Source organism: Aquimarina sp. EL_43 (assembly GCF_943422735.1).
Classification (GTDB): domain Bacteria; phylum Bacteroidota; class Bacteroidia; order Flavobacteriales; family Flavobacteriaceae; genus Aquimarina; species Aquimarina megaterium.
In genome coordinates this window covers 2,822,872-2,845,071 of sequence record NZ_CALSBR010000001.1, presented here as the reverse complement: position 1 = coordinate 2,845,071, position 22,200 = coordinate 2,822,872, and the positions used below count along the sequence as shown (strand labels likewise).

The following is a 22,200-nucleotide window of genomic DNA, read 5'->3' as shown; positions in this document are numbered from 1 at the left end:
GATGTTTTAATAGATATTAATGAAAATTTTTAAACAAAACATCATGTATTCTATGAATCTTCTACTTTTTGAACCACTAACAAACGTTTGTATTTATATCACATTCAGCTCTTTACCCACTTTAGTGAATGCTTTCACTGCTTTTTCTAAGTGATTGCGATCATGAGCAGCTGACAATTGCACTCTAATTCTTGCTTTCCCTTTAGGCACAACTGGATAGAAAAATCCTATAACATAAATTCCTTCTTCAAGTAATTTAGCTGCAAACTCTTGCGCAAGTTTTGCTTCATATAACATTACCGGAACGATAGGATGATCTCCCGGGATAATATCAAATCCTGCTGCAGTCATTTCTGATCTGAAGTATTTTGTATTTTCTTCTAGTTTATCTCGTAGCACTGTAGAAGAGCTTAACAAATCTAATACTTTGATCGATGCTCCTACAATTGATGGTGCTACTGTATTAGAAAACAAATATGGTCTGGATCGTTGCCTTAGCATTTCTACAATTTCTTTTCTTGCAGCAGTAAACCCGCCAGAAGCACCACCCAAAGCTTTACCATAGGTCCCGGTAATAATATCTACACGTCCCATTACATCACGATACTCATGTGTTCCTCGACCTGTTTTTCCTAAAAAACCTGTAGAATGACATTCGTCTATCATAACCATAGCTTCATATTGATCTGCCAGATCACATATTTTATCCAACTGTGCAATTGTACCATCCATAGAAAAAGAACCATCTGTCACAATAAGTATACGTCTTGATCCTTCTGCTGATTTTAATTGCTTTTCAAGATCTACCATATTATTATGTTCGTATCTAAAGCGTTTTGCTTTACATAGCCTAACCCCATCAATAATAGAGGCATGGTTTAGTGCATCAGAGATAATCGCATCTTCTGGCCCAAGAATAGGTTCAAATACTCCTCCATTAGCATCAAAAGCAGCTGCATATAAAATGCAATCTTCCATTCCTAAAAAATCGGCAGTTTTACGCTCTAATTCTTTATGAATATCTTGAGTTCCGCAAATAAATCTCACAGATGACAATCCATACCCATGAGAATCTATAGCTTTCTTACCCGCTTCAATTACATCAGGATGTGATGAAAGGCCTAAATAATTATTTGCACAAAAATTTAATACATCTTTAGTATTTGTTGTGTCTATACTCGCTCCTTGTGGGGTAGTAATTATTCTTTCGGATTTATACAATCCTGCCGATATAATCTCATCCAGCTCTTTTTGTAAATCGTCTTTTATATTTGAAAACATGTTACTTGGTATTTATTCTTTATTGTTATATTTCATTTCATACAAAGATGTAAACATCAAAGCATTAAAGTTGCCTGATTCTTTGATCCTGTTTTATATTTTTCTTTCAGTTTTTGGATCATTGTACTTGTGATCGACTCAAGGTCAAATTCTGGTTTCCATCCCCAATCTTTAATTGCAGCAGAGTCGTCTATAGATTTAGGCCATCGTGCAGCAATTTCTTGTCTAAAATCAGGATTATATTTGATTTCAAAATTAGGATATAATGTACGAATTTCTGCCGCTACTTCTGCAGGTGAAAAGCTAATTCCTGCAATATTATACGAAGTTCTTATATTGATATCTTCTTTAGGAGCATCCATTAATTCTAAAGTTGCCCGTATGGCATCTTCCATAAAGATCATAGGTAAGGTAGTATCTTCTTCTAAAAAACAACTAAACTCTTCTCCTAAAACTGCTTTGTGATAGATATCTACTGCATAATCTGTAGTACCTCCTCCTGGTAATGATTGATACCCAATTACACCTGGATAGCGAATCGACCTAACATCAAGTCCGTATCTAAGAAAATAATATTGCGCCCAATTCTCTCCTGCTGCTTTACTAATCCCATATACTGTAGCAGGATCCAGATAGGCATTATTTGGAGTATGTTCTAAGGGTGCTCCTTCACCAAAAACGGCTATAGAGCTTGGAAAAAATACTCTATCAATATTGTGTTGCCTAGAGACTTCGAGTACATTAAACAAAGTTTTCATATTAATGTCCCAGGTTCTTAAAGGTGTTTCTTCTCCTTTGGCAGAAAGAATTGCTGCAAGGTGATATATTTGAGTAACTTTATACCGAACAACTACCTCCTCTATTCTATTCATATCTGTTGCATCGATTATTTCAAAAGAGCCTTCGTATCCTTCTCTAGATCTTAAATCAGAAGCAATTACATTAGAGCTTCCAAATTTTTGTTTGAGAGATTCTGTTAATACTGATCCTAATTGACCATTCGCTCCTATTACCAAAACAATCGTTTCCATATGTTCTATTTTCACTTAAAATTCAACTATTTAACAGTGTTATTTACTTGGCAAAGTACAAAATGTAACGTTTCCTGCCATAATCATTAAATAATTAAGCAATAATTACTAATTATTAATATAAATTCAGCTATATTTACTTAAACATAAGCTTAAATTCTATTTTTGAAGTAATTTTTTTTTGAATTAAAATGGAACAATTAGATCATACCGACATTACTATCCTTAGAATTTTACAGGAAGATTCTAAAAAAACAGCAAAAGAGATTGCCAAAATCCTTAATATTACCGCCTCTCCTGTATACGAACGAATACGACGATTAGAAAAACAAGGATTCATTAAAAAGTATGTTGCGATCTTAGATAAGAAATTAATTGATCGTGCGATCACTACAATTTGTCAGGTTTCTATGCGCTATCACAATGAAGCTTTTATAGAAAAATTCGAAAAGCAGATCCAAAATTTGAAAGAAGTACAGGAATGTTACCATATGGCAGGGCAGGTAGATTTTGTTTTAAAAATTCACACCAAAAGTTTAGAAGAATATCATGATTTTGTAAAAACAAAACTTTCAAAAATCGAAAATATTGGTGTCCTAAATAGCACTTTTGTTCTTAAGGAAATTAAGCACACATCAGAGTTTTATATTTAATAGATATTTTTTTAACCAGAGCGCAGATCTTTTCATTTTGCGTTGCATAGTATTTCTATCTAAACTTATTATCCCAAATTTAGGAATATATCCTTCTGCCCATTCAAAATTATCTACCAATGTCCAGAGTAAGATTCCCTTGAGGTTTATATTTTTACCCAATACAGTTTTCATTCCTTCGATTATTTTTTGGTAATACTCGATCCTTTTCTGGTCATCTTCATTCTTAGATAGTGCTATTCCGCATTCAGAAAGCCAAAGTGTTTTTTTAGGGTTGTATTTAGCAAATCTTTCTAAAAAATACTGTACTCCTTCTGGATATGTTTCCCACCCCATCACCGAAGTTTTCACATTCCTTTTTTCAGGTTTCACCTGAATTGCTCCAAGATATGGGATATACCAAGCTGCTTTAACTACTTCTCTTGCATAAGTTTGAATTCCCCAAAAATCAAAATCAGTTTTTAATGCTTCAATATCTCCTTTTTTATAATATTTAGATATACGTTTTAAGGTCGGAAAATCATTATCGGGATACCCTAATCCCAAATAAGGTTCTATAAACAGGCGGTTCATTAATGTATCGATCCTAATAGCTGCTTTATGATCAGCAGTCGTATTTCTATAGGGTTCGATTTTGGTACAACTTATTGCTGTACCTACCTGAAGGCCTTCTTTTTTCTTCAAAACTTTAAACCCTTCAGCTTGCGCCAATAAAAGATGGTGTGTACTCGAAATAAAATTACGAATCCCTCTCTTGCCAGGAGCATGTACACCAAGAAAATAACCTCCGCCAATACATACTATTCCCTCGTTAATCAATACCCAATGCTGTACTCGATCTGCAAAATGGTTTCTTAGTACAGTTACATATGCTGCATACCAGCTAATACTATCTCGATTTGTCCAACCGCCCTTATCTTGTAATTTTTGTGGCAAATCCCAATGGTATGTTGTAATCCAAGGTTCTATTCCTACTTTTAAACAGTAATTAATTACCTTATTATAAAATTCAATTCCTTTTGGATTCACTACTCCTGTACCGTTTGGAAGTATCCTTGACCAGGAAACAGAAAAGCGAAATATCTGTAATCCAATATCTACAGCGAGATCGATATCTTCTTCGAATCTATGATAAAAATCTGTTGCAATTTTAGCATTAGAACGGTCTTTGATTTTATAGGATTTTTGAGTAAATGTATCCCAAATAGAAAGGCCTTTTTCATCCTTATCATAAGCTCCTTCAGTTTGATGAGCAGCAATCGCAACTCCCCATTTAAGGGCCTTAATTTTTTTCATTATGTTTTAAAAATCTAAAAAAGACAAACATAGCATATCAATGCTTAAACAATCCTTTTTTAAGAAAAAGTGATACTATAAAAAAGATAATTTGCTGACTTACACAAACCAGTTTATGAAGAAAATTATAGACTATCTGTTTTAAGTTGATTAGTGACATATTAAAAATATCTTATCCTATATTATAAAGATAATACATCTTTTATCTTATCATTTTACCTCAATATTATCTTAATGTTACTATCATTTTTTCTATGTTTCTCATACAATCCATATATGAATTATGTACTTTTGGATACCAACGTATATTACTAAGAGAGTATTTACACTATAATTCTACTAAAAAAACTTAGAAGAATTATAGAAATAATGACGATCTATAATGTTATCTAACCAAAAACAAATGGAGCAGGAGATAATTCTGCCAAGTATCAAAGTATTAGGCAAGGACTTATTGTATTTAACCAAGGCACAAAAGGTCTGGACTATTACAAAACCATTTCTGTGTTGTTTCGGATATTTTTATTTTGCTAGTAATGAATTATGGATCTTGGCAATCCTATCTGTTGTTATATTGATGTTTGTTACTTATGTTTCGACATCTCACGACCTTGTACACGGAACTTTAAAATTACATCCTGGTGTAAATAGATTTTTCTTATCAATTATTGAAATATTAACCTTAAGAAGCGGTCATGCTTTTAAGGTATGTCATATTAACCATCATCGCAATTTTCCTAAAAAAAACGATATTGAAGGTGCTTCTATACATATGAAACCGTACGAATTAATTCTAGAAAGCATTATTTATTTGTACAAACTATTTTTCTGGGCACGAAAACACGCAAAGACTAAGGATAGAATTTGGATACATATTGAAGGGTCCATATTTCTGATATATATAGTAATAGCAATACTACTATACCAACACTATCCTTTTTTATTATATTATTTTTTATTAGTTCAAATGGGAAGTTGGCTGTATCCACTATTTACAGTATATATCCCCCATAAAGTAAATTACACACATCCAATATTTCAAACAAAACTATTTAGAGGTCCGATCATAAGCTTCTTTTTTGCTCACCATAATTATCATTTAGAACATCATTTGTATCCCATGGTTCCTCATCAAAACTGGAGGAAACTTGGAAAAAGATTACTACCATATCTTAAAAATTACAATCTCGAAACTATCAACTTATAAAGTTAAAAATTAATGAAATTATATCGCCTATTTATTAAAAATGGAATTATTCCTTTTGTTGTTTTGGGCATTATATTATTGTTTATTGGTGTGTTTTTAATAGGACAATCGCTTTCTGGAAGCTTTTTACCTCATGATATTGATATTATAGGCATGACAGCAAAACAACTTTCTAGTTATAAAAATGGAAGAATTGTAGAGTTCATGTTTCATGATCGTGTTTCTTACGGAGGCGCTTTAATTACAGTTGGCATTCTATACCTTTGGCTAGCATTAGTCCCATTACAAAAAAAAGAGCCCTGGGCATGGTGGGTTCTTTTTATATCAGGTATTTATGGTTTTGCAAGTTTTTTCTCGTATTTAGGATATAATTATTTTGATTCATGGCACGCGCTAGGAACAATAGCGATTACCCCGTTATTTATATTAGGACTATATCATTCTTATCAAAAAGAATCAAAATATCAATTTAATTCTCTTTTCAAAAAACAGAAAAGATTTCATCTAAGTTCAAGATTGGGTAGAGGAAATTGTTTAATGTTACTAAGTGCTTTAGCACTTTTTCTGGGAGGTGTAATTATAATGATAGTAGGTATGACTTCTGTTTTTGTTCCTCAAGATCTCGCTTTTATGGATATCAAAGTATGCGGACTTCAGGATATAAGTTCCAAACTAATCCCTGTAATAGCGCATGATAGAGCTTCGTTTGGAGGTAGTTTGGCTACCATCGGTATTATGTTATATTTTATAATCTGGTATGCTAAGCCTTCAAAAATCTTATGGGAAACTTTGGCAATTGCAATAACCATAGGCTATTCTTCTGCTATTTTAGTTCATTTTGTTATCGGATATTTAAATTTTTCTCATCTATTTCCAGCATTTTTAGGTTTATTCATTTTTATTATGGGTCTCTTCTGGATAGAAAATGATTGGTCAAAAAAATAACACTTAGTTTTTTTGTCACATTAATTAACTTAACGCAAATAATGAATAAAGAAAATTTACATTAAATTATTTTTTCTCAGTTTCTCACACAATACATATATGAATTATGTACTTTTGGGTATAAACAGATCTCATACTCGTTCTATATGTCTATTTCGGTATCCAATATTTCTAAACTTTATAATGATCAAAAAGCACTTAATGCTATCTCTTTTGAAATAAAACAAGGTGAGATTGTTGGTTTTCTAGGTCCCAATGGAGCAGGTAAATCGACTATGATGAAAATCCTAACTACTTATCTTGATCCTTCTGAAGGTTCTGCCATTGTTAATGATTTTGATATACATTCCCAATCTATCGATGTACAAAAAAGCATAGGGTATCTTCCTGAGCATAACCCATTATATTTGGAAATGTATGTACGAGAATATTTAGTATTTAATGCCCGAGTATATAAGATCTCAAAATCCAGAATTGAAGAAGTAATCAAATTAACAGGGCTAACTCCAGAGGGTAATAAAAAAATTAGTCAACTTTCTAAAGGGTATCGCCAGCGAGTTGGTTTGGCATGTGCATTACTTCATGATCCTCGAGTTTTAATACTGGATGAGCCTACAACTGGTTTAGACCCTAATCAACTAGTAGAGATTAGAGAGTTAATAAAAACAATTGGTAAAGAAAAAACTGTTTTTTTATCAACTCACATAATGCAAGAAGTTGAAGCGATGTGCGATCGGGTTATCATTATTAATAAAGGAGAAATTGTTGCAGACAAACATTTACATGAAATAGCAGAAGAGACCGATCAGATCATCGAAGTAGAGTTTGATTATCGTATAGAAGAAGCTTTTTTACAAAAATTACCTAATGTAAGTGATGTAAAAAATATTCATGGGTTTATCTATCAAATCACTTTTGACACCAAAACAGATATGCGTCCAACGGTTTTTGACTTTGCCCATGATAATAAATTGAAAATATTACAACTATCTCGAAAAAATAAAAACCTGGAGAGTTTGTTTAGAGAACTTACTAATCCTTCTTAAATTAATTTCTACACACGTCTCAACACTCTAATTAACAATGATTTGCCTGTTCTATATCATTTAAAATCTCTTTGAGTTTTTGTACAGAAATTGGTTTAACAATGTAATCACTTACATTCTCAAAGGATTTAGCTCTTATAATATCCTCTGGGTCAACAGATGAGGAAACGACATAAATAATTATTTTCTTCTTGCATGGCACTTTTACGAATTCTTCCAAAAACTGTATCCCGTCAAGCACTGGCATATTTAAATCCAACAAAATAACATCTGGTAATTTTTCATTTGCCGAAATAATCGCTTTTAGATTATTTAATGCTTCTTCTCCATTTCGGAAGACCATAAAACCATTGCAAAAATCAACAAGTTCCATTATTTTTTTAATCCCAAATACAAAAATTGGATCATCATCAATAATACAAGCTATATCAATTTTTTTCATGTTTCATATAAATTTTAAAAGTTGTTCCTTTATTTACTGTACTTTCTACTTCAATTTTACCACCCATGGCTTCTACCTGGTTCTTGGTAATAAACAGTCCTATACCTCTGGCTTCTTTATTATTATGAAAAGTCTTATACATCCCAAATAGTTTGGCTTGATGTTTTTTTAGATCAATCCCCAATCCATTATCTTTGATATCTAAGATTACAAAATCACCTTCTATTCTGGTACTCAAATCAATATAACTCTCTCTTTCATCAGAACTATATTTTATCCCATTAGTTATAAAATTCAGTAAAATGCTATCTAAATATGCCGGGATTCCTAAAATATTTGTACCTAGTTGTGTATTATTATTAATAGTTACTATAGTCTCTTTTGCAATAGCAGAAACACTTTCGGTCACCTTGTTAATTGCTTCATATAAATTCAACCCAACTAAATTCTCATCAACAGAAGTATTCATTAAGACTACTTCATTTAAATGTACTATAGTTTCGGTAAGATTCTCAGATGCTGTTTTAAAAAGTTGAATGATTTCATTATCCTCAATCTCTGGATTTTCCTGAATAAACAGGTCAAGCAACATTTGAAAATTTCCAGAATGTGATTTTAAATTATGCGAAACTATATGTGCAAAATTACGCAGTCTTTTATTTTGATCTTCTGCAACTATCAGCCATGATTTTAAATCCTGCTCTACTTTTTTAATCTCACTAATATCGGTTGCTACCCCAAGATATCCATTAATCACTCCTTTGTTTTTAATAGGTGACAATGTAACCTGAACAGGAAAACAAGTACCATCTTTTCTTACATGCATCCACTCTTTTACATCATATTCCTGATTCTCGAGTAACGTGGTAAAAACCTCAAAACCTTTAATTTCTTGATCTAACAATAAGGATAATTCTGTCTGTCTCTTTTCTATTTCTTCTTTTTGATGTAATAGCAAGAGTGATTTTTTTGATATCATTTCCTCTTTGGTATATCCCAACAGGTTTTCTGCCCCTTTATTAAATGTAGTGATCAAACCATTCTTATCTGTACCAATTATACTTACCTGAGTTATATCATCGATTATACTTTTTAGTTCACCCACAGTATTCTGCAGTTTTTGCCTAGCAATAATTTTATGGCTTATATCTGCAATTTGAGCAATAAAATAGGTAGGTTTATCACTTTCTCCTTTAATAACCGAAACTGAAAGGTTGATATATACAATATGACCATCCTTATGAAAGCATCTTTCCTCCATATTGCTATACAACGTTTCTCCTTTAAAAAGTTTTTGAAATAACGTATCACTTATTGCTAAATCCTCTGGATGAAGAATATCTTTAAAAGCCAGCTTTGTCAATTCGCTATTAGAATACCCAAGAATCTCACACAGTTTATAATTTACTTTTGTAAAATGACCTTTTTGATCCAACATAACCATTCCTATCGCAGCATTTTCGAAATTTCTCCTAAACATTTCTTCGCTAATGCGTAGACCTATTTCTGCTTTTTTGGTTCTAGTGATATCTGCAGTATGCATTAAGATACCTCCTATTTTATTATCATCGGTATACCATGGTCTCAACTCCCAAGTTAGCCATTGTATAGACCCATCTAATCTTTCAAAACGATCTTCTTCGCTTTTTAACACTTCTCCGTTAAGGCATCTTTTATGATCATCTTTCCATTTTTCTCCTATTTCGGGGAAAACGTCATAATGTGATTTACCTATAATGGTATCATCACTAATATTATAATCTTCATACCATTTTTGAGAAACTGCCAAATAACGCATATTAGTATCGAACATTGCTATAGCACTTGGAGCCTGCTGTATAAATAATTTGTTTTTTTCTAAATCCTTCTTACTCTCTGTGATTTCTTGATGTGAACCAATCATCCATTCTGGGTTTCCTTCTGAGTCCCAGCTTACTACTTTTCCGCGATCCAACACCCATATCCATTCTCCATTTCTATGTTTCATTCTGGCTTCACATTCATAAAAAGGTGTTTTCCCAGAAAAATGATCTTCTAATAGTTTATTAGATTTTTTCAAATCATCGGGATGTACAGCTTCTGCCCATGTATTGATAGAAACTGGTTCTAACTCTAAGAGAGAATACCCAGCTATATTAGCCCATCTCTCATTAAACATAGTTTCTCCTGTTTTTACATTCCACTCCCAAGTCCCCAGATTTGTCCCTTCAATAATGTGTTGATAACGATCTACCTGTCTTTGTAGCTGTATTTCTACTTTTTTTAATTTAGTAATATCGGTATGTGCACCCAGCATTCGTATAGGCTTCCCATTACTATCGCGTATCGCTAATCCTCTACAATGAATCCATACCGTATGCCCAAACTTATGTTTATACCTTACGATTTGATCATAAGGGTGTGAAGGATCTTTACAATGTTTTGTAAAATTAAGAAATACTACTTCTAAGTCTTCTTTATTTATAATATCCTGCCATGCAGAAGCATTATGTGGCATCTTATTGGGATCATATCCCAAAGTGGTCCAAAACTTAGAATTCATCCATTCGTTTTCGGGATTATCTAAATCCCAAAACCAAAGCCCATCAAGGCTCGATTTTTGTATAAAATCAAAAATATAATCGTCTTTCTTAATAAGAGCATACAGTTCTTCTTTAAGATAATTTTCTTCTACATTCTCAACATCTTGAGTCTTATCAAACTGATTTCGAATCATTTTTAAATATAAAATTTGGAATAAAATCCTGGTGTCTTATAAAGTTAGACATTAATTTCAATTAAAAAGATTTAAATTCCGCAAACTTTTTATGGTGTTACCCCACTTCTTTTTTAGGTAAACTTTGTTGAAATCAGTTCGAAATGCAAAAGCAAGTATAGAAAAGTATAGGTATTCTATTTATCAATACCAAGAGAAGTATATTGATATAATTATTGAAATATAAGCCTCCCTGTAAAAAACGCTTTTACTTCAACATTTGAAGGTCTGTTCACCGAAATTACATCTCCTGTACTTCGTATCTCTCCTGTAATTGATTGTTGAGGGTTTACTATAATTTTATTAGTTCCTCTATGAAAAACATTAACATTCTCGGCTACTAAATTGGCTCCTTCAAATCTTCCAGTTCCCGAAGCAAAATTGACATTTAATGTCTGTACTGTTCCTGTTATAAAAAATGAAGTAATATTATTTCCTGCTATACCAATAGTTTCACAATCTACGCTCAAATTGAATGTTCCTGTTGTAGTTTCGGTATTTTCACTAAAATCTTCAGATAATAATGTTAATGAAGTATAGTTTAATACCCCATCAGATGAGATATCGAATTGTGTTCCACTCCTTATTTCTGTAATATTAGGAGCAGTAACAAAAACCTTAGTTTGATTAAAATCTCTAAAAAATGCACAATCATTGGTATTACTAAGTACTAGACGATCATCTTTGACTATTGCCGAAACTTCGTTTAGCAAATTATCTCCTGTTTCAATAATTACTGAAGTAGCCGCTCCTTCTTTTATGATTAATTCTATATTTGGATTCACCAAAATACGTGTGAAATCAGTAACTTCAATTTCTGTTCTAACTATTGTTCCTGTTCTTTGAAAACAATCTGAAGCATTTTCAGAATCACAGCCAAACAAAAATAATACTACCCATATCCCAACACATCTTACTACCACATATTTAAAAAAAGACTTCGACATGTCAAGTCCAACATTTTGTTTTCTTAAACTTATATTAAGATTCATCTGTTCTTTTTTATTGTTTTTTAGTTGTCAAATGGAATTCGCCATTTAACATCTTGGTTGGTATCTACTCGATTGTTACGGCTCATTTCATAGCAGTGTTTTTTATAATCTATATCCTATCGAAAACTCCATAGCCTCTGCTTTGGCAGCATGAGATCTAACCGTTAGCGCCCCAAATATGTTTTTAGTAAAATAATATTGAACTCCCGCTCTAAGATACGTTTGGCCTTCAAAATCGTAAGGATAATACACATAGTACCCTACCTGTGTAAGTACAGAAATTCTATTTACTCTTAATTCGTGCCCCAAAAACATCCCTACTCGTTTAGCATCTTCATCACCAGTAGTTCCGTCATTAAACCCTCCTGTAGCTCTAAAATCTATATAACGTTCTAAAGCTTTAGAAAAAAACACTTCTGCTCCCAATTGAATGGCACTTTTTTTATTCAACCTCTTATCTACAAAACCTCCAAATGTATAAAAAGGAAATCGCCCTGATCCTACTACATCACTTTCATTAACTCCACTTCTAAAAATAAAACCGTAACCAATTGGCTCCCCTCCTTTAAGATCTCCTACTTCCTTGGCTACATATTCTGGGGTTTCCTGATCTAATGTATAAGTTATTCCTGCATTTAAAAACAATGTATTTGTACTTTTATTTGGTGCTTTAGAATTTCCATTAGAATAATGAACGACTCCCAAGCCTGCTTGCAACCCAAAACCTTTAAAAAGATTCTCTTTTTTAGCTTGTAACAAAGCATAGGTCCCACTGGATAGATGTGTACCATGAGCTACATTTCTGTAATTATCATCTTCATCATAAGGATTTGTGCTATACCCGATTCCTTGGCCTATTCTAAGATTTAGATATCTTTTTAAGAAATAAAAATTATAATGAACAAATAGTCCTAAATGCGTTCCCAAAAACTCATTATCCATATCTTGATATAAAAAGGAAACACCATAATCGGGATAATTATATAATCGTTGCCATTTTTCATCTCCAAATGTTTTGCGCTGAAAGGAAAGAATCACACCAGAAGGATGACCCGTAATTAAATGCGAAATATCGGGATTATGTTTTAGTATGGTACCATAAAAGTTATTGACATCCAGCGTATAATGTATTTTAGATTCTGTCTGAGCATACGTACCAAAATGAACGATAAAGATGAGTAAATAAATCCTTTTTATCATCCGGCAAAAGTATGATAGACCTTCGAAGTTTCCAAACACTGATAGGCTTGGTTTTATCCCAGCTTCACCAAAAACACACAACGCACTAAAAATCAAATAATTAAAAAACAAAAATCTAACCACATTGCTACAAAAGGTTGTAAATAAGGTAGCCAGCAACCTATGTGAAAATTTAGATTCTGCAAGAATTTGAATTTCGATTAACTTATTTAAACCTATAACAAAACCCTTGTAATAGTGAGTTTAAATTCATTATTACAAGGGTTTTTTGTATTGAGTATTATGATATAATACTTATCGTCTGCAAGCACTAGAATAACTAACGGTTGCATCTTTTTTCCATTTATCTAAATACGATGCAGTAGGGTCATCTACCTGGATACAACTAAAATAAGGATTGTCTTGCTCTTGTAACTCTGCTCTTATCAACCTATCGTTTGTTCCGTTCTTTATATTTAAGTAACGAAGTTTATTATTATTACATTTTAGATAACGTAAGTTGTTATTTTTGGCTAAATGCAGTGTAGTAATCTTGTTATTATAACAATATAGCCCTTTTAAAGCTGTATTTTTGTTAACATTCAATAACCTAAGTTGATTACCATCACAATGAAGTGTTCCTAAAGCTGTATTTTTCGTCACATCTAAAGTAGTGAGTTGATTGTTAGAGCAAGACAATACATTTAACGCTGTGTTTTTACTTACGTCTAACGTTTTTAGTGGATTATCTGAACAAATCAAGTAGTGTAGTGATGTGTTTCTATTTAGATTTAGTGTTGTGATCTTATTTCTACCACAATTCAGATACCCTAATCTTGTACGTTTGCTTACATCCAGATTAGTAATTTGATTATCCTGACAAAACAAACCAGTCAACGCCGTATTCTGGTTAACATCCAGAGCTGTAATTTTATTATAACCACAATCCAGACTTTTCAACACAATATTTTTACTTATGTCCAACGTAATAAGTTGGTTGTTGCTACAATCCAGATCTTTCAACTTAACATTTTTGCTTACGTCCAGTGTACTGAATTGATTACCACTACAACTTAGAGAGTTCAATTTAACATTCTCATACACACTCAACGAAGTAAGTTGATTATAATTACAACTCAGATCGGTTAAATTAACAAAGTATTCGATTCCCGAGAGGTTAGAGATATTTTTAAAATCTAGATAAAGTGATGTTACATTTTTAGCCTCTCCTATAGAGATTTCGTTATCATTATTTGTATCTACATAACCTTCAAGTAGTGCTTTTTTAAAATTAGAATCGGGGAATACAATATTGCCATCGATAACATCTGCTTTTTTTGCTTTACCTAGGATCTTACTTTTTGTAGCGTTTGTAGTTTCGTGAGTTAGAGTTTCATCATCTTTAGAGCATGACACAACTATTGCGCTGATGAATAGCACAACAAAGAATTTCAAATTTTTCATTTGTTTTAGTTTAAAGTTTTTAGAGTATTTTTCTATTACTGCAGTAATCCAGATGTAAAAATCCGTTTTGTGCAGGATGAAAAGCTCCCTGTAAACAGTGAATCTGATAGAAAGCAACTATTTTACACTGTTTACACTTCATAAAAAACCCTGCCAGATCCTAATCTAACAGGGGTTACACTAAAATTATAAATTTAAAATTGGCAATAATTGCCGTTCTCTTATATTTAAGAAAGAATGGTTTTTTTAAAATACTCCTTCGGCAATTTTTCTAATATTATCAGATTTACCCATCGAATAATAATGTAATACAGGAACTCCATACTCCATCAGTTCTTTAGACTGTTGTATTGCAAATTCGATTCCTACCTCCCTAACTTCTTTATTGGTTTTACATTGCTCTACTGCCCTCACCAATTCATCTGGCATATCCAGTTTAAAAACCTGAGGTAATAATTGTAAATGTCTTTTTACTGCTACTGGTTTAATCCCTGGGATTATAGGTACATTAATTCCTGCTTCTCTAGCTCTTTTCACGAAATCAAAATATCTTTTGTTATCAAAAAACATTTGAGTTACTACATAATCTGCTCCTGCATCAACTTTGTCTTTTAATCTTCTGATATCAGAATCTATAGAAGGAGCTTCCATATGTTTTTCTGGGTAGCCGGCAACTCCGATGCAAAAATCGGATTTGTTATCCGTTTCGATCACTTCATGAAGAAATTTTCCTTTATTCATATTCAATATCTGCTCTACCAGCTCATTGGCATAACTGTGCCCTCCTTTGGTAGGGGTAAAATATTTTTCTTCCTTCATTGCATCACCACGTAAAGCCATTACATTTTCAATACCTAAATAGTGACAATCTACCAATAAATATTCTGTTTCTTCTTTGGTAAAGCCGCCACATAATACATGAGGGATTGTATCTACATCATATTTATGAGTAATCGAAGCACAAATACCTACAGTACCTGGTCGCATACGGGTTAGTTTTTTATCTAACAACCCTTCTCTATCTATATAAATAAATTCCTCCCGAGACGTAGTCACATCAATAAAAGGAGGATTAAACTCCATTAATGGATCAATATTATCATATAATTCTTGTATACTTCTTCCTTTTTGAGGTGGTATTAATTCAAAAGAAAATAATGTTTTTTCTTTGGCTTTTTTTATGTGATCTGTTACTTTCATCTAATCTATAATTCCTGATTCTTCGTTTATCATTTTTGGTATTAGGATAATTGTCATTATCTGTATTTCAAGACTTATGCTTTAAATATCTCTGTATTGTATTACAAAGTGTTAACATGAAGTCTCTTTTTTACAAAATACCTTATTCTTTATTTTAATTGACTATATACCATATTGATTTGTCCTAAATGATATATATCATGTTGTATCACCCCATTTACCATATATCCATTTCGATATTGACGGCCAGCTACTTGTTCATTCAGCCATGAATCTGGTTTTGCTAATAGCAATTCGCATATTATATTTTGAGTTTCAACTAATTCTTGAAGAGTTTTTTTCTTTTCTTTTTCATTTTGTATTGAAACATTTTTTCTCCAATCCTTTTCAGAGTTTAATTCAATATCAAAAGCTCTATTTTCTTTTAGTTTTTCGATAACAAACCCTCTCCAATCTATAAGATGATATACTAGTTCTGATACAGAGTGCGACACTTTTTTTGGCTTTTTATCCCAAAAAATTGCGGGAATATGCTCTAGCGATTTTAATATAGAATTTCCAAACCATGGCTCTCCTTCAAAAACCTCATCATACTTTCTAATGCTATCTTTTATACTCATTGGGTTCGTATTTATTTAGTCTACTATATTGGGGCTCAACCATTTCTTTGCATACTCAAGATCTACATCTTTACGTTCTGCAAAATCTTTTACTTGATCTTCTTTTATTTTTCCTAACCCAAAATATCGAGCTTCAGAATTGGCAAAATAATATCCAGATACAGATGCTGCAGGCCACATAGCCAGGCTTTCGGTTAATTCTACCCCGATTTGTTCTTTAACACGTAATAATTCCCAAATCGTTATCTTTTCGAGATGATCCGGGCAAGCTGGATATCCAGGAGCAGGTCGAATACCTTTATATGCTTCTTTTATTAATTCTTCATTGGTTAATGATTCATCATTAGCATATCCCCAATCTTCTATACGTACTTTTTTATGCAAATATTCTGCAAAAGCTTCGGCTAAACGATCTGCTAATGCCTTAATCATAATAGAATTATAGTCATCGTGATCAGCTTCAAAAGCCTCAGCAAGTTCCTTCGTTCCAAAACCTGTTGTTACACAAAAACACCCCATGTAATCTTGAATTTTGCTTTCTTTTGGGGCAACAAAATCAGACAAAGCAAAATTAGGCTTACCAGCATGTTTTTTTAGTTGCTGGCGTAGTGTTCTGAATGTGAAACTTCCTTCTTCTGAAGACACCTCAATATCATCATCGTTTATTGTATTAGCCTCGAACAATCCATAAATAGCTTTGGCTCCTAATAATTTTTCATCAAATACTCTTTCTAATAATTCTCGTGCATCTTTAAATAAGGATGTGGCTTGTTCACCAACTACAGTATCAGTTAAAATAGCAGGGTATTTACCATGTAAGTCCCAGGATCTAAAAAATGGTGACCAATCGATATAAGGCTCTAGTTTTCTTAAATCAAAATCTTCTATAACCTGAACCCCTAATTGATTTGGTGTTACAATTTCGGAAGTTTGCCAATCAATCAAATATTTGTTCTTTCTGGCCTCTTCAATACTTAGATATTCTTTTTGTTTTGTTCTTTTTAGAAACCCATCTCTAAATTTCTCATAATCTTCTTTGAGATCACCTATATATTTTTGGTTACTTCTTTTATTCAACAAATCACCTACAACTGTTACTGCTCTTGATGCATCATTAACATGCACAACTGCATTTTTATATTGCGGATCAATCTTAACTGCGGTATGTGCTTTTGATGTGGTCGCCCCACCTATTAATAATGGAATATTGAAATTTTTACGTTCCATTTCTTTTGCCAGGTGAACCATCTCATCTAATGATGGGGTTATTAAACCGCTTAACCCAATGATATCTACTTGTTCATCGATTGCAGTCTGAATAATTTTATCAGGAGGAACCATTACACCAAGATCTACAATTTCATAATTATTACATCCTAATACTACCGAAACAATATTTTTACCGATATCATGCACATCACCTTTTACCGTTGCCATTAAAATGCGGCCATTAGAATCATTTTCTTTTACTACACCCCCAGAAAGTGCATTCTTTTTCTTTTCTTCTTCAATAAATGGAAGTAAGTATGCTACTGCTTTTTTCATTACTCTGGCAGATTTTACTACCTGAGGTAAAAACATTTTACCAGATCCAAAAAGATCACCTACAACATTCATCCCTGTCATTAAATGCCCTTCTATAACCTCTATAGGTTTATCTACACTTAGTCTTGCCTCTTCTACATCTTCTACTATATATTGATCAATCCCTTTCACAAGGGCTCTTGTAACCCTATCCTGCAATGGTTCTTCTCTCCAGGAAAGATCAACAACTTGTTCCTTTTTTGTTCCTTTAACGGTTTCTGCAAAATCTAATAGTCGTTCGGTAGCATCATCTCGTCGATCCAGAACTACGTCTTCTACATGTTCTAAAAGATCTTTGGGAATATCATCATACACCTCTAGCATTGCCGGGTTTACGATTCCCATATTCATCCCGGCCTTGATTGCATGATACAGAAAAACAGAATGCATAGCTTCGCGAACCGTATTATTTCCTCTAAAAGAAAATGAAACATTACTTACACCTCCACTTACACTACTATGTGGGAGATTTTCTCTTACCCATCGTGTGGCTTCAATAAAATCGATAGCATTTTTACGATGCTCCTCCATTCCGGTTGCAACCGGAAATATATTTAAATCAAATATGATATCTTCTGGAGGAAATTTTACTTTATGAACCAATAGATCATAAGACCTTTTTGAGATTTCTATACGACGTTCATAATTATCTGCTTGCCCTACCTCGTCAAATGCCATTACAATCACAGCTGCGCCATATCTTTTTATAGCTTTTGCATGTGATATAAACTCTTCTTCGCCTTCTTTAAGACTTATAGAATTTACCACACATTTTCCTTGTACCACTTGCAATCCAGCTTCGATGATTTCCCATTTAGAGCTATCTATCATAATGGGCACTCGGGCAATATCTGGTTCTGCCATTATAAGATTAAGAAACCTTATCATTGCATCCTTACCATCGATTAAGCCATCATCCATATTGATATCAATGACCTGTGCTCCTCCTTCTACCTGATGCCTTGCTATATCTAAAGCTTCATCAAATTTTTCTTCCTTGACCAAACGTAAAAACTTGCGTGACCCTGCTACATTAGTTCGTTCTCCAACATTAATAAAATTCGTTTCAGCAGAAACAATCATTGGCTCCAGACCAGAGAGCTTAAGATATTTTCTTTTTTCCTTAGTACTCATATGTTATACTTCTACTCCTACTACTCTAGGTTTATAATCTTTTGCTAAATCTGCTATTGCTTTGATATGTTCTGGAGTAGTCCCACAACAACCGCCGATAATATTTACTAAGTTTTTTTCCATGTATTCTTTAATCTGTTCTGCCATTTGTTCTGGTGTTTCGTCATACTCTCCAAAGGCATTTGGTAATCCGGCATTAGGATGTGCAGATATTCCAAAGCTTGCTTTCTGAGCTAAAACTTCTAAATAGGGAGTTAATTGATTTGCTCCCAATGCACAATTAAATCCAACGGATAACATCGGAATATGAGATAGTGAAATTAAAAATGCTTCTGCAGTTTGACCTGATAATGTTCTACCACTTGCATCTGTTATCGTACCACTTACCATAATTGGAACATCGATGTTTCTTTCATCTTTTACTTCTTCAATTGCAAAAAGCGCTGCTTTGGCATTTAATGTATCGAAAATGGTTTCTACCAATAAGATATCTGCGCCTCCATCTAATAATGCTTCAACTTGTTGTTTATAAGCGATTCTTAATTCATCAAAAGTTACTGCTCTATATCCTGGGTCATTTACATCGGGAGACATACTTGCTGTTCTATTTGTCGGACCAATAGATCCTGCTACAAAACGAGGTTTATGTGGTTCTTTTTCGGTCAACTCATCTGCTACTTCTTTGGCAATTTTTGCTGACTGATAATTTAATTCATAAACTAAATCTTCCATTTCATAATCTGCCATGGCAATGGTTGTTCCCGAAAAAGTATTGGTTTCTACGATATCCGCTCCTGCTTCAAAATAAAGTCGATGTACTTCTTTTATTGCTTCGGGTTGGGTAATACTTAATAAATCATTATTACCTTGCACGGGAGTAGGCCAGTCCTTAAATCGTTCTCCTCTAAAATCTTCTTCTGTAAACTTATGTCTTTGCAACATGGTCCCCATGGCCCCATCAAGCACAAGGATTCTTTCTTCTAGTATTTTGTATATGTCTTTCATCAATTATTATTATAGATTCCAGCCGTAGTCTATACTAAGTGCTGGAAAAACAAAAACATTATTTAATTCTTTATTTAAGTAAAGAATAGTGTATCAAGAAAAATAAATGAAAAACATAACTAAGCTATGAGTCTTGGTTATCTATACCGTTACAACAACGGATAGAATGTAGCACCTTCTTTACAGGATAAAGGGTTGCTAAGGTTTCATAGGGTCTATTCCCTCCACCTTTCTCGATAACAATTAAAATATATATGAACTAAACAGCAATTGCTGTTATTTTAAGTACAAATAAAAGGCATAGCCTTTTGTTATGCAAGTTTATTTATTAATTTCACCTTGTATTAACAAAAAAAGATTACCCAAAAGGATAATCTCTATTCTACATGTATATATTTATATTACCTTCGAAGCTCTGAGCCTCCAAAACCTCCTGTGTTATGTCCTAGAGAGATATAATTTGGCCCTTCGACAAATCCTCTTAGAATTCCGCCATTATTTGTATTTCCTTTAGGGACATCAACCCAATCTAACCATAACTGGCTATAGAAACGACTCCCCCATGCAACATTGGACCATGTAGGGCGACCATTTACAAAATTGCGTTCTCCAAACCAAACTACCACATTACCTATTTGTCTGATATAGTAAATCCCTCCATCATCGCCAACCCATCGGCCGGTAATATTATTGCTGTCATTTACAACTCCAAATCCTGCCTGACGTGGACGAGGGAGATGGGAAGGTCTTACGGTTTTTGTCCAAACTGAACCTCCGAAATTATTCCCGGATACTTTAGTAAAACCACTTCCAAAACAACCTATAGACAATGTTAAATTTCCACTTCCTGCTATTTTACCTTTAGGCACATCATAAAAGCTTCCGGTAATTGTTTTACCATTTACACTACCTTTAAAAACATTAGCCCAAATACCTGATGGGTGTTCTCCAAACCAGTAAACCTTATTTCCAATATGCCTAACATAATAATGTCCTCCATCATTAGCATAATAATACCCAGACAAATTTGGTATAATAGAACACCAATCGATATCTATGATATCGATATTGATTCCGTTTTCCTTCAAATAATTCTTTTTTGCTTTAGTAAGGAATTCTTCTTGCTCTACATTTAATGTATTTAATTCTTCATTTACAATTGATTCTTTTTCACAATTTGTAAATAATAACATACTTGCTATTAAAAGAATGGAAACGCCTAAATTAAATCGATTTTTTTTTGTTTTCATACCCTCTATTTTTTTGTTTTTCTATACTTCAGATATGTTAATTATCATTAAACAAATACCATTAGTAATATCTTTAAGTTTATTCTTTAAATTCAAAAATACAATCAAAACAGATCAAAAAACGGGGTCAAAAACCCCATTTTATATAGGTGTAATACATCTATTACAGGAGGAAAACACCTTCTATCTCTAGTAGTTATTGCAACAAATTTATTTGACAAGGGGTCTTTATAAAAAAAGAGCTTAACAACAATACTATTAGATATCATGAACGAATTAATTTCTAAAAAAAGTTGGTGGAATCGAAACTGGAAATGGACACTTCCTACGATAGGGATAGTTGTTTGTATATTCGTGTTTTTTATGATGACTGGTAATGCTGCATTTAGATATGGATCTGTTTATGTTCAACCTAATCTTACAGAAAATGCACTTGAAATAGCTAAAAAAAATGATCGTGTTATTGAAAAATTAGGTAAACTATCTCCTATAGATTTCTTTCGGTTACTAGAAGGAGAAGTCGAATATTCAAATCACAACACTTCAATTGCATTAACTGTTGGAATCAGAGGCACCAAAGGAAAAGCTAAACTGGATATCGTAGCCAATAAAAAAGGAGTTAACTGGGAATATCAAAAAATTACCGTTAGAATTAAAAAACCCAAAAAAGAATCTATTACAATTCTGGAAGAATAATACAATTAAGACTCCGGGGCTAATTCTATTTCTAATCCATCCAACTCGGGAGTAATTGGGATTTGACATCCTAACCTACTATTATCCTCTACATAAAAGGCTTCTGCTAACATCAAATCTTCATCCTGCCCCATTTCTGGTAATTCGTGATCAGATAAAATATAGCATTGACAAGAAGCACACATGGCCATTCCCCCACAGGTTCCCTCTACTGGTAATTCATAAGCTTTACAAATTTCCATTAAATTCATAGCCATATCAGTAGGTGCTTGTATCTCATGTACTACACCTTCTCTATCTTTTATTTTTATGGTAACATCTGACATATCTTTTTATTTCTGTTTACAAATATAATCAAAGACCTTACCGATTTTATTTAAGGTCTTTTACATTTTATTTTAAATTGTTTAGCGTATTTTA

General features: G+C 32.8%; 19 protein-coding genes and 1 riboswitch. Of the genes, 5 read left to right on the top strand and 14 right to left on the bottom strand.

Features of this window, described 5'->3' with window-relative positions; translation table 11 throughout:
* Window positions 1–93: 93 nt before the first annotated feature.
* Complete coding sequence (kbl, locus tag NNL09_RS12045; protein ID WP_025665093.1) at window positions 94–1,281, bottom strand: glycine C-acetyltransferase; 1,188 nt, start codon at window positions 1,279–1,281, stop codon at window positions 94–96.
* Between the two features lie 56 nt (window positions 1,282–1,337).
* Window positions 1,338–2,312, bottom strand: coding sequence for an NAD-dependent epimerase/dehydratase family protein (locus NNL09_RS12040; protein ID WP_196910788.1), 975 nt, complete (start codon window positions 2,310–2,312; stop codon window positions 1,338–1,340).
* 191 nt (window positions 2,313–2,503) lie between these two features.
* Between NNL09_RS12040 and NNL09_RS12035 the strand changes: the two genes are divergently transcribed.
* Window positions 2,504–2,965: an Lrp/AsnC family transcriptional regulator gene (locus NNL09_RS12035; protein WP_025665095.1), complete on the top strand. Its 462-nt coding sequence runs from the start codon at window positions 2,504–2,506 to the stop codon at window positions 2,963–2,965.
* Here NNL09_RS12035 and NNL09_RS12030 read toward each other — a convergent pair.
* Window positions 2,948–4,261 carry a glycoside hydrolase family 1 protein gene (locus tag NNL09_RS12030; protein ID WP_196910787.1) on the bottom strand — a complete coding sequence of 438 codons (1,314 nt, stop codon included), beginning with the start codon at window positions 4,259–4,261 and terminating at the stop codon, window positions 2,948–2,950. The two genes, NNL09_RS12035 and NNL09_RS12030, sit on opposite strands and share 18 nt — an antisense overlap.
* Before the next feature lie 403 nt (window positions 4,262–4,664).
* On the opposite strand from NNL09_RS12030, the gene NNL09_RS12025 reads away from it, so the two are divergent.
* The 3 genes from NNL09_RS12025 (at window position 4,665) to gldA (ending at window position 7,459) form a co-directional block, all read left to right on the top strand.
* Window positions 4,665–5,468, top strand: a complete 804-nt coding sequence (locus tag NNL09_RS12025) for a fatty acid desaturase (RefSeq protein ID WP_025665097.1) — start codon at window positions 4,665–4,667, stop codon at window positions 5,466–5,468.
* Window positions 5,469–5,480: 12 nt separating this feature from the next.
* Entirely contained in the window at window positions 5,481–6,413 is a 933-nt protein-coding gene (locus NNL09_RS12020) for a hypothetical protein (RefSeq protein WP_196910786.1), read from the top strand.
* 146 nt (window positions 6,414–6,559) lie between these two features.
* Window positions 6,560–7,459, top strand: coding sequence for a gliding motility-associated ABC transporter ATP-binding subunit GldA (gene gldA / locus NNL09_RS12015; protein ID WP_025665099.1), 900 nt, complete (start codon window positions 6,560–6,562; stop codon window positions 7,457–7,459).
* A gap of 31 nt (window positions 7,460–7,490) precedes the next feature.
* Here the strand turns inward: gldA and NNL09_RS12010 are convergent, their stop codons facing one another.
* The 10 genes from NNL09_RS12010 to NNL09_RS11965 form a co-directional block, all read right to left on the bottom strand.
* Complete coding sequence (locus tag NNL09_RS12010; protein WP_025665100.1) at window positions 7,491–7,901, bottom strand: response regulator; 411 nt, start codon at window positions 7,899–7,901, stop codon at window positions 7,491–7,493.
* Window positions 7,888–10,617: a PAS domain S-box protein gene (locus tag NNL09_RS12005; RefSeq protein WP_196910785.1), complete on the bottom strand. Its 2,730-nt coding sequence runs from the start codon at window positions 10,615–10,617 to the stop codon at window positions 7,888–7,890. Before NNL09_RS12005 ends, NNL09_RS12010 begins: the two co-directional genes overlap by 14 nt.
* 212 nt (window positions 10,618–10,829) lie before the next feature.
* The gene (locus tag NNL09_RS12000; RefSeq protein ID WP_231389202.1) at window positions 10,830–11,648 is read right to left on the bottom strand and encodes a head GIN domain-containing protein; all 819 of its coding nucleotides are present in this window, start codon (window positions 11,646–11,648) and stop codon (window positions 10,830–10,832) included.
* Between the two features lie 102 nt (window positions 11,649–11,750).
* The gene (locus tag NNL09_RS11995) at window positions 11,751–12,848 is read right to left on the bottom strand and encodes an acyloxyacyl hydrolase (RefSeq protein WP_196910784.1); all 1,098 of its coding nucleotides are present in this window, start codon (window positions 12,846–12,848) and stop codon (window positions 11,751–11,753) included.
* A gap of 294 nt (window positions 12,849–13,142) precedes the next feature.
* Window positions 13,143–14,291 (bottom strand): leucine-rich repeat domain-containing protein, encoded by a 1,149-nt coding sequence (locus NNL09_RS11990; RefSeq protein ID WP_196910783.1) that lies wholly within the window; start codon window positions 14,289–14,291, stop codon window positions 13,143–13,145.
* 246 nt (window positions 14,292–14,537) lie between these two features.
* Window positions 14,538–15,491 carry a methylenetetrahydrofolate reductase [NAD(P)H] gene (gene metF / locus NNL09_RS11985; protein ID WP_025665105.1) on the bottom strand — a complete coding sequence of 318 codons (954 nt, stop codon included), beginning with the start codon at window positions 15,489–15,491 and terminating at the stop codon, window positions 14,538–14,540.
* Window positions 15,492–15,640: 149 nt separating this feature from the next.
* Window positions 15,641–16,111 carry a DinB family protein gene (locus tag NNL09_RS11980; RefSeq protein WP_025665106.1) on the bottom strand — a complete coding sequence of 157 codons (471 nt, stop codon included), beginning with the start codon at window positions 16,109–16,111 and terminating at the stop codon, window positions 15,641–15,643.
* 15 nt (window positions 16,112–16,126) lie between these two features.
* Window positions 16,127–18,829, bottom strand: coding sequence for a methionine synthase (gene metH, locus NNL09_RS11975; protein ID WP_196910782.1), 2,703 nt, complete (start codon window positions 18,827–18,829; stop codon window positions 16,127–16,129).
* Window positions 18,830–18,832: 3 nt separating this feature from the next.
* Window positions 18,833–19,834 (bottom strand): homocysteine S-methyltransferase family protein, encoded by a 1,002-nt coding sequence (locus NNL09_RS11970; protein ID WP_196910781.1) that lies wholly within the window; start codon window positions 19,832–19,834, stop codon window positions 18,833–18,835.
* A 134-nt stretch (window positions 19,835–19,968) separates the two neighbouring features.
* Window positions 19,969–20,077: riboswitch (SAM riboswitch) on the bottom strand.
* Between the two features lie 158 nt (window positions 20,078–20,235).
* Window positions 20,236–21,084, bottom strand: coding sequence for a hypothetical protein (locus NNL09_RS11965; RefSeq protein WP_196910780.1), 849 nt, complete (start codon window positions 21,082–21,084; stop codon window positions 20,236–20,238).
* Window positions 21,085–21,351: 267 nt separating this feature from the next.
* Between NNL09_RS11965 and NNL09_RS11960 the strand changes: the two genes are divergently transcribed.
* Window positions 21,352–21,780, top strand: a complete 429-nt coding sequence (locus NNL09_RS11960) for a cytochrome c oxidase assembly factor Coa1 family protein (protein WP_196910779.1) — start codon at window positions 21,352–21,354, stop codon at window positions 21,778–21,780.
* Window positions 21,781–21,785: 5 nt separating this feature from the next.
* Here NNL09_RS11960 and NNL09_RS11955 read toward each other — a convergent pair whose 3' ends face one another.
* Window positions 21,786–22,106: a 2Fe-2S iron-sulfur cluster-binding protein gene (locus tag NNL09_RS11955; RefSeq protein ID WP_024770655.1), complete on the bottom strand. Its 321-nt coding sequence runs from the start codon at window positions 22,104–22,106 to the stop codon at window positions 21,786–21,788.
* Between the last annotated feature and the right edge of the window lie 94 nt (window positions 22,107–22,200).

Coding starts and splice junctions, on each gene's coding strand:
- kbl (WP_025665093.1), bottom strand. CDS start 1,281: ATGTTTTCAAATATAAAAGACGATTTACAAAAAGAGCTGGATGAGATT.
- NNL09_RS12040 (WP_196910788.1), bottom strand. CDS start 2,312: ATGGAAACGATTGTTTTGGTAATAGGAGCGAATGGTCAATTAGGATCA.
- NNL09_RS12035 (WP_025665095.1), top strand. CDS start 2,504: ATGGAACAATTAGATCATACCGACATTACTATCCTTAGAATTTTACAG.
- NNL09_RS12030 (WP_196910787.1), bottom strand. CDS start 4,261: ATGAAAAAAATTAAGGCCCTTAAATGGGGAGTTGCGATTGCTGCTCAT.
- NNL09_RS12025 (WP_025665097.1), top strand. CDS start 4,665: ATGGAGCAGGAGATAATTCTGCCAAGTATCAAAGTATTAGGCAAGGAC.
- NNL09_RS12020 (WP_196910786.1), top strand. CDS start 5,481: ATGAAATTATATCGCCTATTTATTAAAAATGGAATTATTCCTTTTGTT.
- gldA (WP_025665099.1), top strand. CDS start 6,560: ATGTCTATTTCGGTATCCAATATTTCTAAACTTTATAATGATCAAAAA.
- NNL09_RS12010 (WP_025665100.1), bottom strand. CDS start 7,901: ATGAAAAAAATTGATATAGCTTGTATTATTGATGATGATCCAATTTTT.
- NNL09_RS12005 (WP_196910785.1), bottom strand. CDS start 10,617: ATGATTCGAAATCAGTTTGATAAGACTCAAGATGTTGAGAATGTAGAA.
- NNL09_RS12000 (WP_231389202.1), bottom strand. CDS start 11,648: ATGAATCTTAATATAAGTTTAAGAAAACAAAATGTTGGACTTGACATG.
- NNL09_RS11995 (WP_196910784.1), bottom strand. CDS start 12,848: ATGATAAAAAGGATTTATTTACTCATCTTTATCGTTCATTTTGGTACG.
- NNL09_RS11990 (WP_196910783.1), bottom strand. CDS start 14,291: ATGAAAAATTTGAAATTCTTTGTTGTGCTATTCATCAGCGCAATAGTT.
- metF (WP_025665105.1), bottom strand. CDS start 15,491: ATGAAAGTAACAGATCACATAAAAAAAGCCAAAGAAAAAACATTATTT.
- NNL09_RS11980 (WP_025665106.1), bottom strand. CDS start 16,111: ATGAGTATAAAAGATAGCATTAGAAAGTATGATGAGGTTTTTGAAGGA.
- metH (WP_196910782.1), bottom strand. CDS start 18,829: ATGAGTACTAAGGAAAAAAGAAAATATCTTAAGCTCTCTGGTCTGGAG.
- NNL09_RS11970 (WP_196910781.1), bottom strand. CDS start 19,834: ATGAAAGACATATACAAAATACTAGAAGAAAGAATCCTTGTGCTTGAT.
- NNL09_RS11965 (WP_196910780.1), bottom strand. CDS start 21,084: ATGAAAACAAAAAAAAATCGATTTAATTTAGGCGTTTCCATTCTTTTA.
- NNL09_RS11960 (WP_196910779.1), top strand. CDS start 21,352: ATGAACGAATTAATTTCTAAAAAAAGTTGGTGGAATCGAAACTGGAAA.
- NNL09_RS11955 (WP_024770655.1), bottom strand. CDS start 22,106: ATGTCAGATGTTACCATAAAAATAAAAGATAGAGAAGGTGTAGTACAT.